The 13,738-nt window shown below is 69.3% G+C and carries 9 protein-coding genes; 2 read left to right on the forward strand and 7 right to left on the reverse strand.

The window, feature by feature from the left end; translation table 11 throughout:
- Positions 1-22 precede the first annotated feature (22 nt).
- The 4 genes from G4D85_RS35430 to G4D85_RS35445 form a co-directional block, all read right to left on the reverse strand.
- Positions 23-2,866 carry a hypothetical protein gene (locus G4D85_RS35430; protein ID WP_164018518.1) on the reverse strand — a complete coding sequence of 948 codons (2,844 nt, stop codon included), beginning with the start codon at positions 2,864-2,866 and terminating at the stop codon, positions 23-25.
- On the reverse strand, positions 2,863-3,705 hold the full coding sequence (locus G4D85_RS35435) for a hypothetical protein (RefSeq protein ID WP_164018519.1): 843 nt from the start codon (positions 3,703-3,705) through the stop codon (positions 2,863-2,865). The genes G4D85_RS35430 and G4D85_RS35435 overlap by 4 nt, the downstream gene beginning before the upstream one ends.
- Positions 3,702-4,073 carry a hypothetical protein gene (locus G4D85_RS35440; protein WP_205525843.1) on the reverse strand — a complete coding sequence of 124 codons (372 nt, stop codon included), beginning with the start codon at positions 4,071-4,073 and terminating at the stop codon, positions 3,702-3,704. The genes G4D85_RS35435 and G4D85_RS35440 overlap by 4 nt, the downstream gene beginning before the upstream one ends.
- A 140-nt stretch (positions 4,074-4,213) precedes the next feature.
- Positions 4,214-4,651, reverse strand: a complete 438-nt coding sequence (locus tag G4D85_RS35445) for a hypothetical protein (RefSeq protein WP_164018521.1) — start codon at positions 4,649-4,651, stop codon at positions 4,214-4,216.
- Positions 4,652-4,710: 59 nt separating this feature from the next.
- Between G4D85_RS35445 and G4D85_RS35450 the strand changes: the two genes are divergently transcribed.
- Positions 4,711-5,538, forward strand: a complete 828-nt coding sequence (locus G4D85_RS35450; RefSeq protein WP_164018522.1) for an AraC family transcriptional regulator — start codon at positions 4,711-4,713, stop codon at positions 5,536-5,538.
- 11 nt (positions 5,539-5,549) lie between these two features.
- On the opposite strand, the gene G4D85_RS35455 is transcribed toward G4D85_RS35450, so the two are convergent.
- The 3 genes from G4D85_RS35455 to G4D85_RS35470 all read right to left on the reverse strand — a co-directional run bounded on the left by G4D85_RS35455 (position 5,550) and on the right by G4D85_RS35470 (position 11,424).
- Positions 5,550-6,914: a hypothetical protein gene (locus G4D85_RS35455; RefSeq protein WP_164018523.1), complete on the reverse strand. Its 1,365-nt coding sequence runs from the start codon at positions 6,912-6,914 to the stop codon at positions 5,550-5,552.
- 541 nt (positions 6,915-7,455) lie between these two features.
- On the reverse strand, positions 7,456-10,530 hold the full coding sequence (locus tag G4D85_RS35465) for a tetratricopeptide repeat protein (protein ID WP_164018525.1): 3,075 nt from the start codon (positions 10,528-10,530) through the stop codon (positions 7,456-7,458).
- A gap of 9 nt (positions 10,531-10,539) precedes the next feature.
- Positions 10,540-11,424 (reverse strand): sigma-70 family RNA polymerase sigma factor, encoded by an 885-nt coding sequence (locus G4D85_RS35470; RefSeq protein WP_164018526.1) that lies wholly within the window; start codon positions 11,422-11,424, stop codon positions 10,540-10,542.
- A gap of 425 nt (positions 11,425-11,849) precedes the next feature.
- Here G4D85_RS35470 and G4D85_RS35475 point away from each other — a divergent pair, with 425 nt between their 5' ends.
- Positions 11,850-13,727: a right-handed parallel beta-helix repeat-containing protein gene (locus G4D85_RS35475; RefSeq protein ID WP_240359690.1), complete on the forward strand. Its 1,878-nt coding sequence runs from the start codon at positions 11,850-11,852 to the stop codon at positions 13,725-13,727.
- Positions 13,728-13,738 lie beyond the last annotated feature (11 nt).

A 13,738-nucleotide genomic window follows, 5' to 3' on the forward strand; every position in this document is an offset into this window, starting at 1 on the left:
CTGTCCTGGTGCTGCGCCCGCATCAGGCGACGACGTCGGGGTCGGGCAGGGGCTTCGCGGGGAACACCTGCACGTTCCCCTTCTTCTTGAAGTACGTCACATCGTCGCTTGAGGGGACATCCGTCGTGCTCGTCGCGGCAATCACGGCCCCCAGCTTCTGGAGCCGTCTGTTGCATGGGTACTTGCCATGGGTCGGGCACCCCGCAGGGTATAGATACTTGGAATGCGCCGCATCACTGCACTTGAACAACACGACTCCCGCGCTGAGGGAGCTTGCGTCACGATCACAACGGGCGCCGTTGATGCCAGTCTTCGTCGCGTGGGTGTCGCACGAGTACGTGCCGTCGCACGTCCGAGCCACGGACTCCATGCGTGAGCCGTCGACGTTGAAGATGAGGCCACCCGGCAGCGCGCTCACCTCCTTTCCGGCGTCGCTACCGCCGATCGACATGCCCCACGAGGGAATGAGCTGGACCTGCACCTTGGGATCGCCCGCGCGCTTGTTCGGCCCGTTGTAGAAGTTCCACAACCGGTCCTTCGCGTGGTCGAGGCACACTTCCAGACCGAATGTGACCCCGTGCATGGTGAAGACGCTGCCGCCCCCGGCCCCCGACAGGTTGATCTCCGAGCCCACCACACTGCCCGGACGCCGCTTCACGTTGGGGTTTGCCCCGACGAGGTCACTCGAACCGTCGGTCGGCAGGACGGGGCGGTCGTCCGTGTCGTCGATCTTGACCTTGCGGTTCACGCCGGTCTTCGCGTGGAAGGCAAGGTTCGCGTCGCGGATGAAGTCGATGGGCGAGATGTTCTCTTTGTAGGTGACGACCTCGCGCAAGCTCCCGTCGCCGAGGAGCGGTGCATGCCAGCCCTTCTGGACCAGCGCGACGTTGAAGACCTCTGTCGCGACCGGCTCCAGCAGCGTGAGCGGCCTGCCCTTCTCGTACGCACCTCCCGGCGACAACGTCAGCCAGTAGAAGCCCTCCGCCTCCTTGAAGTCGACCTTGGTGATGTTGCTGGTGATGCCATTGCTCACGGCCTGCCAGCGTTCACCGGCGACGGTGACGACTTCCTTCGTGCCAGGGTCGATCGGGATGCGGGCGCAGAACTTGGACGCCACCTTGATCTGCGTCTTCGTGCCGACGAACGGCGGCCACGTGTCGGCGATCGTCATCACGGGCTCGATCATCTCCGTGTCATCGCCATTGGCCAACCCGGCGGTGCTGTCGAGCATGAGCGCGAGCGTGGTGCCGCCGTCGGCCAGGTCCACGACACCCGCACCGACGGGGTCCGCGGAGATCTTCGTCTTCGTCGCCCCCTTCTGGAAGACCCACCCCCTCTTCGGAGCCGACCAGATCTTGGCCGTGATCTTCGTCGCGGAATCGACGGTGACGACCTTCACGGCATGAATCGACTCGCCGTGGGCGAGCTTCCCCCCCGCGTCTGACTCGTGCAGCTGCCGGCCAATCACCGTCCCGAAGACGAACATCCAGTCGAGGTACTGGTGCTTGTCGGTCTCGGCGCGGAGCTTCGGAAGGATGGTGGAGATCTCCTCGACCGGATAGGCCCCGTCCTTTCCACGGAAGTAGAACTCGGGCGCGACGAACACCTTCAGGATCTTCCGGTTCGCGTCCGTATCCACATGCGCGCGCTGGATGGCGTCGATCATCACCTCGCAGCGCTTCCTGATATCGGTGGCGGTGACATATCTGCCGAGGTACTCGTCTCCGGCAGCGTTGGTGTCGTTGCGCACATTGAAGCCGATGAGCTGCACCTGCTCATAGGCGAACACGGGCACTTGCGTCGGCATGGTCGCGAGCGCCAGGCCATTGTCCTCGTCGCCGTCGCTGTGGGCCTGGAGCTGGACCCGATACGGCATCTTCGTCGGGTCGACCCGGGCCTTGTCCCACTTCACGGGGCCCTTCAGGAGGTCGTAGCTGCCAGCGGCGAGCTGCTCCTTCGTGAGCACCGTGAAGAAGGCGACGGCGCCGTCCTTGTCGTGCACCGAGAGCTGACCGACCTTGAGCTTGGCCTTCGAAGAGGCCTCTGCCTCGAGCTTCCAGGTCACCACGAGCGACGTCTCTTCGAGCTCGCGCCGGGCCCTCCCCGTGAGGCGCCAGCGCGGATAGAAGGGCTCGAGCTTGAGGCGAGCGTCCTTGTCGGTGTCGTCCTTGTAGTAGCGAATCAGCACTGCGTAGGGCGCGCAGCGCGAGGTGATCTTCGCCGGGCTCTTGAGCACGCCCTCCGTGGCGTTGCTCGTGCCGTCCCACGTAATCGTTTCCATCCCTGGCGTGGCCGGCAGGGAGTTCCTCACGAGGTGCGTGTGTGACGGCTCGTCCACGTCGTCTGTTCCGCAGGGCTTCTCCACCTCGACGGTGCCGGCACCCTCGCGATCCTTCACGACCGTGAAATAACCTGTCGCGTGCACCTCGAAGTCGCGCTTGTCGGCGCGGGTGTCCGCGCCTTCAAACCGGCAGCGCGCCGTGCAGGTCTCCGTTGCGGGGTCGAAGAAGGCCGTGAGCTCGGTGATGGCAACGGCGGTAGGCGGGAGCCGCCGCTTCACCTTGACCGTATGCACCTTCTCGACGGCGAGCGTCGGCGTCCATGGCACGGGCTTGAGGAGTGGCTGCTTCGTGCCACGCCCCGGGTCGAGGACGGAGTCGAGCGGATCCACGGCGACGCTCGAGCAGCCCACGAGCTCCACCAGCGCGCGGTTGATCTCCGCGGGGTCCTTCGTCCCCCAGTTGTAGAGCCCCACCGTATCGAGCTGGCCATCGAGCCCGTTCGCCAGGAGGAGCTGGCGGAGCGTGTGCCCCTTGGTGATGGTGAGCTTGGGAGCGTCCGAGCGCGGACCGTACGCGATGCTCATACCGAGGTCACCTCCACCACTTCGTAGACGGCGTCGGTCGTGTCGGGGGTCAAGGACACGACGTCGCAGGTCTTCAGTTGCTCCGGCTTCCCGACGGGAATGACGAACTTCGCGACCGACTTCGCTACCTCGATGGCGGTCGGGCGCTCCTGCTCCGGATCCCTCAGCTTCACGCGAGCGTCCACGAGCTCCTCTACGGCTGCGCCGACCTGCTTCTGGACGTGGAAGGTCACCAGACTCCTCTTGATCTTCAAGGTCTGGGGAGGCGGCAGCGACAGGTCGACGCGACTCGTGGCGGTTCCCCGGTCGAAGACGAGGTAGCTGACGCCACCGGGAAAGACCGCCTGGATGTCGTAGAAGTACGGGCGCAGGCGCTGGTCCCAGGTCGCGATTCCCAGGTCACTCGTCGTGCGCTTCGGGGCGCCGCTCTTCTTGATCTCGAACTCGACACCGGCGACTGGGCTGTCGTCATGGTCCCAGACGAGCTTGATTCTGGGGATTACACCCGTGGGCATGTGCAGCGCGCGGATGGGGCACTCGGCCCGGTTCACCTGGACCTGCTCGTCGTCCGGGGCAATCAGCTCCGGCGAGCCGTCAGGGCGGACGACGTGCACGGTGTGGTCGCCCTCAACGATGGGGATGAAGCGCGCGAGACCGTTCGCGCCGGTGTCCATGGGATTGCCATCCACCGTGACGCGCACATTGGGGAGCGCGTCGTCGTTGTCACCGCCATACACGAGGACGATGAGACCCGTCTTCTCGACCGGACAGGTCGAAACGCCGCCCGCGAGGGCCCTCGCGGCCTCGTTGGCAGCGGCCAGCGCAGCCTGGAAGTTCATGGGCGACCTCCCCGGGACGCGAGCTCGAGACGGGTATAGATGACATCCATCTTCTCACTCTCCTCGAGGCTCGAATCGCGCAGGAGCCGCTCGATCCAGGATTGGCCTTGCCGCGACTCGAAGCCGGGCCCCTGGTCGAACACGAGGTAGATGAACAGCAGGAGCTCTCGTTCTCGCGCGAGGTCGTACTCGTTCGCGCGAGAGATCGCGTCGTGGATGAGCGCGCGCATCGCCTTCTCGTCGGCAAGGCGTGCGTCGTCGGGGAAGAGCTTCGCGAGGCTGCGAAGGGCGATTCCCACGAAGGTCTCGCGCTGCGGGGCGGCAAGAGTCTCCAGCTGCACTCTGCGGATGGTGAGCATCAGGCGCAAGCGTAGCATGCCGGCCCGGCCCGGCGGACGCAGCCGGCGAAGGGCACCTACGCTCGAGGTTGTAGGCCCCATCCAGCGGGTCCTGGTTCCCCGACTGCGCCGCCCTACCGCGCGCCCGCTCGCTCGCTGCTCCGTCCGGGTCAGGACGTGATGGCGCCCCAGAACAACACCGCGAAGCCTCCAAGCTCGCCGACGACCAGCGCGACCATGGAGCCGACCATCACCGCGGGTGGAAGCTCGCCTCGCCCGAGCTTGTGGGGACGCGCGAACTGGTTGTCCGTGTCCTGCAAGACGCCGTGGACGACGTAGCTCGACAGGCCGAACGCGAAGAAGCCAATCACCGAGAGGACCGCGACCAGCTCGACGGTGGCGTCCAGCGTGCTGAGGATGACGAAGCGCTCGACGACCAGACACGCGAACGAATACAGCAGCGCGGCCCGGTGGGCGATGTCGACGTAGGGTGTGGCCTGGGCCTTGGGGCTCCGGGCAATCTGGGCGTACTTCCAGACGCCGAACAACAGGCCGGCCAGCAGGAAGCCGCCGGCCGAGAAGACTGCGATGCTCTGGGCAAGATTCATGGCGCGAGTGTGGAGCTTCCGCACCACCGGGGATTGTACGAACCGGCTACGCTGGGTGGATGCTTCGTGCACGCGTCGACCTGTGGCAGGACCGGGTGCTGTCCATCGCACGGCTGGGTCGCGTGGCCATGCATGCACACACGGGCGCGGCGCTGCTCGTGGGAATCGACGGCCGGTTCGGCTTCCGCCTCGGGCACCCCGCCTCGAGGTGGCAGGCCGTCGAGCACCTCGTCATCGCGCCCGGCTGCCTCCATGAGCTGGACTGCGGCGAGACGCTGATGGGAGTCGTGCACCTGACCCCGGGCCAGGTCGACCACCGGCAGCTCTGCGAGCAGGCCGAGCTGCCCGCCTTCGAGAGCGTGCACGTGCTCGGCACACCCCGGCGGCGGCAAGAGGAGCTCAGGGCCATCTTCGCGGGCGAGTTCCCGGTTGCCGAGCTCGAGGCGTGGGTGCGGCGGCAGGTCGGGCCTCCTCCGGGGCGGTATGCGAGCGACGCCCGGGTGGAGGAGGTCGCGGCGTTTATCTCCCGTCAGCCGGAGGCCATCTGGCGGCTCGACACGCTCGCCGCGCGCGCGGGCGTCTCCCCTTCCCGGCTGCAGCACTTGTTTCGCGCCGAGCTCGGCGTCACGCCCCGGCAGCTGCGGACGTGGCAGCGCCTGCGCGAGGTCAGTCGGCGGTTCGCCGCGGGCGAGAGCCTCACGCTGGCGGCGCATGAGGCGGGGTTCGTCGACTCGGCGCACATGAGCAAGGCGTTCCGGCACTTCTTCGGGATTGCTCCCTCGCGGGTGCTCTCGGGCGGGACTCACGTGCGGGTACATGAGTCCCCCCGTCCCCTGACTGAGCAGACCTTGCTTCCGCGTCAGTACAGCTCGGCGGTCGCGAGGTAGGGAGTGGGCAACTAGCGCTTGGCGATGGGCTCGCCGGGGTGGGCCTCGTTGTAGAGCGCCACCCACTTCTCCAGTTCGAAGTGCGAGGCGTCCTCGCCGAAGGGCACGACGTTGCCCTGGGCATCCGTGGAGGGCGTGCCCCAGGGGGCGGGGGCATCCGGCGTGGCGGAGTAGGCCCAGCGGACGAGAGTGGCCAGGTCCGAGGGAGTCATCTTGTTCCAGCGCATGGCATCGCCCACCATCCCGCCGAAGTTGCCATTGCGCACGTCGCCCAGGTTGGTGTTGGCGTCTCCCAGGGAGCCGTGGGCATGCTGGACGCCATTGCCACCGGCGAGGCCCTGGGCCAGCTCGATGAAGGCACTGAAATGATGTGTCACGGTGCTGGCGTGCGGAAAGTTGCTGTCGATGACGGAGGAGTTGAAGCCCTCGTCGGCGTTCTGCAGCGTCCCACACAGCGCGTAGAGCGTCTCCTCGAGGGAGGAGCCGGCGCGGTGGCCGTGGCGTCCGGCGAGGTTCTCCCCGCTGAAAGGGCCCGGCGGCTCGCTGGCGAACGAGAACGTGACGAGATGGCGGAACAGGCCCGTGTCGTCTCCGGCGATACGGGCCGCCTCGTCCATGATGGAGAACATGTAGTCAGCGGGAGAGAGCGTCCCGGCAGCGACCTGCCCCAGCTGGCCGACCGCGAACTCATACATGCGCAGCTCGTTGCCATTGAGGCGGCGGATGTCGGCCAGCTCGGACTCGGAGAGGGGCAGCAGGCCGTTCTGGGTTCGCAGCTCCAACATCCGGGAGATGAGCGCCTCGGCGTCGGGGGCGTCCGCCACCAGCCGGTTCGCCACGGGCCCCAGGCCCAGGGACTGGATGAGGGCGTCGCGGCCAGGCCCCGGGGGCGTCCCCAGCACGGTGGCGAGCTTCTCCCGCGGCACCGACAGCGGCTGGCCGTATTGGGGGTGGGAGGACTGGTAGGCCAGCAGGTCCGGGAAGGTGCGCTTCGGGTCATTCGGGTCGACGATGGAGCCGTCGGGGTTGCGGACGACGGCGTGCCCGACCCCGTCGCGCGAGTCGGTGAGGAAGACGACGGAGGCTCCGGGCTGGGCCAGCGCCATGGCGCGCTCGAGGCAGTTGCTGTTGCCGTCCCCCAGCCGCTCATTGCGCAGGGTGGTGGCCGCGCCCTGCGGAGTGCTCGTGGGCACGCCAATCGTTCTCAGGGCCTGGTCCTGGCTGGCCACCTGGGCCTTCGACAGGAACTCCGTCTTCCCTGAGCGAGACACCTTCGGGGCGGCCTGGACGGGAGGCGGGGGCGGGGGCGGCGGAGGCGGCGCGGGCTTCACCTGGGGAGCAGCGGGCGCGGCGGACTTCGGGAAGTGGATGTTCATGGCCTTCTCCATCGAGTTCGAGGCGGAAATTCGTGCGTCTTGAACCGAGGACAAAGGCACGCGGCCGGACGTCGCGAAAAATCGCCCGGACCCGATTCGGAGAAGGGCTGCACACATCCACCCACTCAACGCCTCGGTCATCTGGACGCCCTGAACGCCAGAGGATGAATCGAGCGCAACTTTCCAGTGTGCGTGCCGATAACTAGGATGGGTCGCTCACGACCAACGAGGGGGGAGCAGATGTCGAATCGGATTTCACAGGGGAGCCCATTCCAGCCCGCGATGCTGAAGGGGCCTGACGCGCCTACCGCGCCCGCGGTGGCAACACGCCCGCAGCCTCAGCCGGCACCGGCACCGGCGCCACCGCCGCCCGTCGACGAGTTCGTCCGCACCGAGGTCCGCGACTTCACACGCGTGGTGGGGGAGGCCGGAGCGACGGCCTCGGCTCGGGGCAACGGAGACATCATCGTCAGGGGCGACGACGGGGGGAAGCACTCCGAGCCCACCATCCACAATCCAGGAGGCTTCACGATCTGCTAGTTCAGCGCCGCGGGGTGTGCTCCGACAGCCACTTCGCCACGTCGGCGGCGTCCAGCTCCCGCCGCTCTGACGACCGCCCGTAGTCCGTCGCCGCGCCGCGCGCCTCATCCAGCGCGGCCTTGCGCTGCCCGTTGAGCCACAGCGCCCGGGCCAGGACGAAGCGCGTCTCCGCGACATTGGCGGGGTCGGCGCCATGGGCGGCGCGCAGCTCCAGGGCCCGCCTCGCGGTCTGCTCCGCCGCGGGGCCCCTGCCCTGCTCCACCTGTGTCAGCGCCAGCCCGGTGAGGATGTCCGCGAGTGCTCCGGAGCCCGTGGCGTCCGCCGCCTGCTTCGTCCGGGCCGCTGACTCGAACAAGCGCTGCGCCTCCGCCCACCGCCCGCGCGCCGACAGCGCGTGCGCGAGCGTGGACTCGTAGAACACGAAGTCCGCATGTCCCGCGGGGAGCTTCGCCCGCGCCAGGTGCAGCGCGCGTTCCCCATGTTCGAGCGCCTGCTCGAAGCCACGGCTGCGCAGCTCCAGCAGTGACAGCTGGGCGTAGGCATCCGCGACCTCCAGGCTGTCTTCGCCAGAGCCCCGGCGCGACAGCGCGAGGACGCGGCGCAGGTCCTCGCGGGCCTCGTCGAACCGCCCCAGCCCCTGGAGCAGGATGGACCGGTTCGTCAACGGGACGGCCAGGTCCGGGTGCTCCGGGCCGTCCAGGTCCTCCAGCAGCCGTATCGCGCGGTCGTAGTACGCCCGTCCAGCGTCGGCGTCGCCCTGCCGCCGGGCGACGCGGCCCAGGCTGGTGAGGGGGGACACCACCCCGGGATGGCGCGGTCCCACCGAGCGCTCCATGGCGGAGAGCGCCTGCTGGAAGACCACCTTCGCCTCCTCGTCGCGATTCGCGGAGTAGAGCAGGTTGCCCAACTGGAGGAAGGCTCGCGCCGTGTCCGGGTGGCTGTCGCCCAGCAGCCGGCGGTAGGTGGCGACGGCCTCCGCGTTGAGCTTCACCGCGGCGTCCGCGTTGCCCTCCGCCGACTCGAGCGAGGCGCGGTTGGCGAGCAGCCGCGCGGCGAGGACCGGCTCACCGCCCACGCGCTCGAGCGCCGCCGCCGCGAGCTCGGCGCCCAACCGGGCCTCGTCGAAGCGCTTGAGCCGCCGCCCCGCCGCGAACACCAGGTCCGTCCACGCCCTCGCCGCGAGCAGCTCATGCCGCCCCGCTTCCGCCGCCACCGCCGCGCGCCGCAGCGTCTCCACCGCGTCTCGGACGAGGCCCGAGTCGTGCTGCGCCAGCGCGTGCAGGTGCAGCACCTCCGCCTCCACCGGCCGGTAGCCGAGGGCCTCCACGTCCTTGCGCAGCGCCTGGACGGGCTCCATCACCTGGCGGAAGCGGCCGGCCTCGCGCAGCGCGCGCAGCTTCACCAGGGCCAGGCGCGCCTCCTCCACCTTCGTGCGCAGCGCGGGGTGCGACGGAGGCGGCGTGGGCGAGGCGGTAAGCACCGCCACCTCGCCACAGGAGGCCAGCTCCGGCAGCGCATGGGCCATGCTCAACGCGCGGGAGACGACCTCACGGTCCGCCGCGAGGTACAGCGAGGAGAGCGACTTCAGCGCCTGCAGGCCGCGAGCAAGGCAGCGGTCCTGCAGCCAGAGCGTCTCTTCCGGCAGCCGGTCCACCACCGCGGCGCGGCACACCTCCCGGCGCAGCTGGAGCCACTGGTCCGCGTAGGCGCCCGCCACGTCCCGCGAGGCGCCCCAGGCCGCGTCCGCATGGGGCAGCCCGGTGGCAGCGAAGGCCTGGGTGATGGCTCCCTGGGCCGTCGCGTCCCAGATGCCACCCAGCGCCTGCTGTTGGGAGTCGCAGGCGGCCAGCCGGGTGTGCTGGGAGTACTGCGGCGCCGCGAAGGCGGTGGCGGCGCCGAGCACCACCACCCCGGCGACCGCGAGCCGGGCACGCCGCTTCCCCGCGTCCCGCGAGAGCTGCTGCAGCAGGACGCGCATCGACGGGTGACGGCGCGACGGCTCATGGGCCAGCCCCCGCAGCACCACGGTCTTCAGCCAGCCGGGGACCCTGGCCCCCCTGCCCGCCGGGACGGGGCTGACCCTGCCGAGCGTGATGTTCTTGCAAACCTCGTCCACGCTCTCCCCGGTGAAGGGACGCTCGTCGAAGAGGGCCTCGAACAGCGACGCGCAGAAGCTGAACTGGTCCGAGAGCGCGTCGACGGCGCGGCCCTCGAGCTGCTCGGGCGGCATGTAGGCCGGCGTCCCCATGATGCGCCCGGGACGGGTGAGCTTGACGTCCAGCGCGCCACTGCTGGCAGCGGTCACCGCGAGCTCGGGGCGCGCGGCGCGAGCCCCCGAGGCCTGTAGCACCAGCCCGAAGTCGGTGAGGCGCGCGCGGCCGTCCTCGCCCACCAGCAGGTTGTCCGGCTTGATGTCGCGGTGAATCAGCCCGTGGGCGTGCGCCGCCTCGAGCCCTCGGCCGACCTGCACGAAGACGTCGACCACCTCGCGCCAGCTTCGAGGCGCCTGGCGCAGCCACTCGCGCAGGTTCCCACCGCGCACGTACTCCATGGCGATGAACAGGCCTCCGTCCCACATGCCCACGTCGTGGATGCCCACCACGTTGGGGTGCTCCACCCGCGCCATCGCCTGGGCTTCGCGCTGCAGCCGGGGTTGCGCCTCGGCCCCCAGCAGCGCGACCAGCTCGCTTCGCAGCAGCTTGAGGCACACGGTGCGGTCCAGCTCGGGGTCCCACGCGGTGTAGACCACTCCCATGCCGCCCTCTCCCACGGGCCGCAGCACGACGTAGCGGCCCACCCGCGTACCCTGCGCGAGGCCTCCACGCTGAGGCGTCGAGGGCTGGCTGGGGGGCGCGGTGTCCGGCCCGCCATGGCGCGCGCGCTTCGGCGAGAGCGGCACCGTGCGTTCCGGGTCCCCTGTATCGCCCACGTCGTCGGCGCCAGCGTTCAGCCACTGCGCCAGCAGCTCTCGGCAGGAGGAACAGGAGGCGACGTGCGCGTCGAGCTCCGCGCGCATGGCTTCAGGCAGGTGGCCACCGGCGTAGTCCAGCAGCGCGTTTTCATCGAGGCAGCCCATGGCGCGAGCTCACTTCTGGAACAGCTGACTCATGCGCAGGTCCAGGTTGCTGCGGAGCAGGCGGATGACGCTCTGCAGCTCCGCGGGACTCAGCTGGTAGCGCTCCTTCATCAGGCGCAGCGTGTGCTTTACCATGGCCTCACGGGCGTTACCCAACCGGCGGCTCAGGGTGGCGCGGTGCACCTGGTAGTACTGCGCAAGCTGCTCCACCCCCACGCCATCCGCGAAGTGGAGCCGCAAGAGCGTCTTGTCCTGGGGGTCCAGCGCCTCCAGCGCGGCCCGGAAGCACTCGGCGAACTCGCGCTGGTGACGGCGGCGGAGGTAGTCGAGCTCCGGGTCCGCGCGGTCCGACGGGAGGTTGAGCAGCGCGTCGTCGCCCTCCTGCTGGCGGGCGGGGCCTCGCAGGTTCAGGGCGTCACGGAGGACCGCGGCCCGCACCCAGCCCATCAGCGGGCCGCGGCCCGAGTAGTCCAGGATGCGGGGTCGGTCGCCCACGAACAGCTTCTGCCGGAGCTGCTGGGTGAGGTCCTCCAGGAACGCGGGCGACTTGTCCATCCGCTCCGCGGCCCTGACGGCTTGCGAGAGGATCTTCTCATCGAAGTGGCGCAGGGCGAGAGGCTCGTTCCGCGAGCACGCGAAGGCGAGCAGCAGGTCTCCCACGTGGAGCGCCTCCAGGCTCTGCTCCACCGAGGTGCCGGGCAGGAGCCGCTCCGCCAGGAAGGCGACGAAGCCCTCCACGGGAACCTCCAGGTCCGGCCACGCCGCTGCCGCCTGCGCGACACGGGCCTGGAGCCGAACCTCGAGCGCCGCGCCGTCAAGGCCGGTGGCGGCAACACCTTCCGGGAGGTGTTCGACGAAGACGGCTGCCAGGTTCGAGGGCGGCGCGGGGAGCACGGCCGCATTCTAACATTGCTACGCCCCCACGACCTTCTTCGCCAGGTACGACGCGAGCGGCCCGAACAGCTGCGTCAGGTCCTCGGGCAGGGGCTGGCCCCAGAGCCGGAAGGCCTCGGCCACGGGCGCACCGAGCCGATTGCGAAACCGCGTTGCAAGTATCCCGACTCCCATGCTGAGTTGATTCGCGGGTTCCGGTGCACGAATGGCGTGCCAGGCCGAGGCCCATCCCAGTCCGCGGCGAGCCTCCATTCGCCGCTTCGCGAGAGGGTATGAATCATCAGGCGCATCGAATGCTGGGGTGGGCGGTCGGACTGTTGGTGTGGGTCGGGTGCGGAGGAGAAGTAGGAGCACCGCCGGGTGTTCCCGACACGCAGGCGCCCTCCATCCCGGGCGTGCTTCGCGCCGATCCCGTCTCGAGCTCGATGGTCGTCCTGGCCTGGACGGCGAGCACCGACGCCGTCGGCGTGACGGGCTACCGCGTCGAGCGGTGCACGGGCGAGGGCTGCACCGACTTCGCGGTGGTGGGGACCCAGACGGGGCTCGCCCACCAGGACCCGGACCTCGCCGCCAGGACGCCCTACCGCTACCGGGTTTCCTCCTTCGACGCCGCGGGGAACGTCAGCGAGCCTTCCGCCGCCGCGCAGGCGACCACCCTGGATGCCGTCGTCCCAGACGGCGGTACCAGCAATGACGGCAATGCCACCGTGGCAGGCGCGGTCAGCCTTCCATACCCGACGCTGCATCACCTGACAGTCGAGTGGGCGTTCAGCGGAGACGCCAACGCCAATGGCCTCGTGACGGTGCGCTACCGTCCCTCGGGCACCACGCCCTGGCGCGAGTCGCTGCCGCTGCGCCGCGTGCCCGGCGACAGCAACGAGGATTTCAGCTGGGCCAGTCGCCACTCGGGCAGCGTGTTCGACCTGCAGCCGGGGACGACCTACGAGCTGGAGCTGACGCTCACCGACCTCGACGGTGGCACGGCCACGCGCACGGTGAGCGCCACCACCCGCGCGGTGCCGGCTGCCATGGCGGGCGCCCCCATCAAGGCGGTGACGCCCGCCACGTTCGCCACCGTCGCCGCGAGCGCCCAGCCGGGTGACATCCTGCAGCTCGGCGCGGGGACCTACAGCGGCTTCGACTGGTCCCGGAGCGGTGCTGCCGGAAGGCCCATCGTCCTCCGGGGAACCGCGGGCACCGTCGTCAACGGGCAGCTCAACATCTTCAACCAGAGCTACGTGCACCTCGAGGGGCTCACGGTCAACGGGCGCATCCGCTTCAATGGCTCGAACCACCTCGCCATCACCCGCTGCACGCTCAACGCCAGCAGCAGCTTCGGGGGCGACGGCATCGTCACGTACCTCCGGGCTGAGAATGCCTATATCGCCGACAACGTGGTGACGGGCCTCACCGCGTGGGCCGAGTCGTCGCTGGGCGTCAACGGCAACAACCAGGGTGAGGGAATCGCGGTCACCGGCCCGGGGCACGTCATCCTGCACAACCGGGTCACCGGCTTCCGCGATGGCATCTCCCTGCTGGAAGACGACGAGGCGAAGGACCAGTTCAGCATCGACATCCTGAACAATGACCTCCGTGAGAATGCAGACGACGGCATCGAGGCGGACTTCTGCTTCCACAACTGCCGCATCCTGCGCAATCGCCTGACCAACAACTTCATCGCGCTGTCATCGCAGCCAGGGCTCGGCGGACCCACCTGGTTCGTGCGCAACGTCGTCTACAACCCGGTCCACCTGGCCTTCAAGCTCTACCGCGGCAGTGCCGGTGACGTGCTCCTTCACAACACGGTGGTGAAGAACGGCGATGCCCTGGGAATCTATGCGGGCCGGCCGGTGCTGCGCCTCTACTCGCGCAACAACCTGTTCCTTGGCGGGCCGGGCGGCAGCTTCAATGGCTACAGCAGCGGCTCCGGGCGCGCGCTGCACCTCCCCGACCTGGTGACCGCCGGCTCCAGCCTCGATTACGATGGCTTTGGTTCCACCACGGGCGAGCTCACTGGCAGTTGGGGCAGTACCCGCTTCACCAACCTCGGTTCGCTGCGCAGTGTCACCAGCGAGAAGAACGCCGTGCAGGTGGACCTCGGCGTCTTCGCGGCGACCATCGCGTACCCGGCCGCGCCGATGACGACGTATGCGGCGCCCGACTTGCGCCTCCGCGCGGGCTCGACCGCGGAGAACGCGGGCCAGGCGCTTCCTGGCATCACGGATGGCTTCAGCGGCGCCGCGCCGGACCTGGGTGCATATGAAGTGGGCGCGGCACTGCCGGTGTACGGCCCACGCCCCTGAGGCTCACGGCG

Source organism: Pyxidicoccus trucidator, assembly GCF_010894435.1.
Classification (GTDB): Bacteria; Myxococcota; Myxococcia; order Myxococcales; family Myxococcaceae; genus Myxococcus; species Myxococcus trucidator.

Coding starts and splice junctions, on each gene's coding strand:
- G4D85_RS35450 (WP_164018522.1), top strand. CDS start 4,711: ATGCTTCGTGCACGCGTCGACCTGTGGCAGGACCGGGTGCTGTCCATC.
- G4D85_RS35475 (WP_240359690.1), top strand. CDS start 11,850: ATGGTCGTCCTGGCCTGGACGGCGAGCACCGACGCCGTCGGCGTGACG.
- G4D85_RS35430 (WP_164018518.1), bottom strand. CDS start 2,866: ATGAGCATCGCGTACGGTCCGCGCTCGGACGCTCCCAAGCTCACCATC.
- G4D85_RS35435 (WP_164018519.1), bottom strand. CDS start 3,705: ATGAACTTCCAGGCTGCGCTGGCCGCTGCCAACGAGGCCGCGAGGGCC.
- G4D85_RS35445 (WP_164018521.1), bottom strand. CDS start 4,651: ATGAATCTTGCCCAGAGCATCGCAGTCTTCTCGGCCGGCGGCTTCCTG.
- G4D85_RS35465 (WP_164018525.1), bottom strand. CDS start 10,530: ATGGGCTGCCTCGATGAAAACGCGCTGCTGGACTACGCCGGTGGCCAC.
- G4D85_RS35455 (WP_164018523.1), bottom strand. CDS start 6,914: ATGAACATCCACTTCCCGAAGTCCGCCGCGCCCGCTGCTCCCCAGGTG.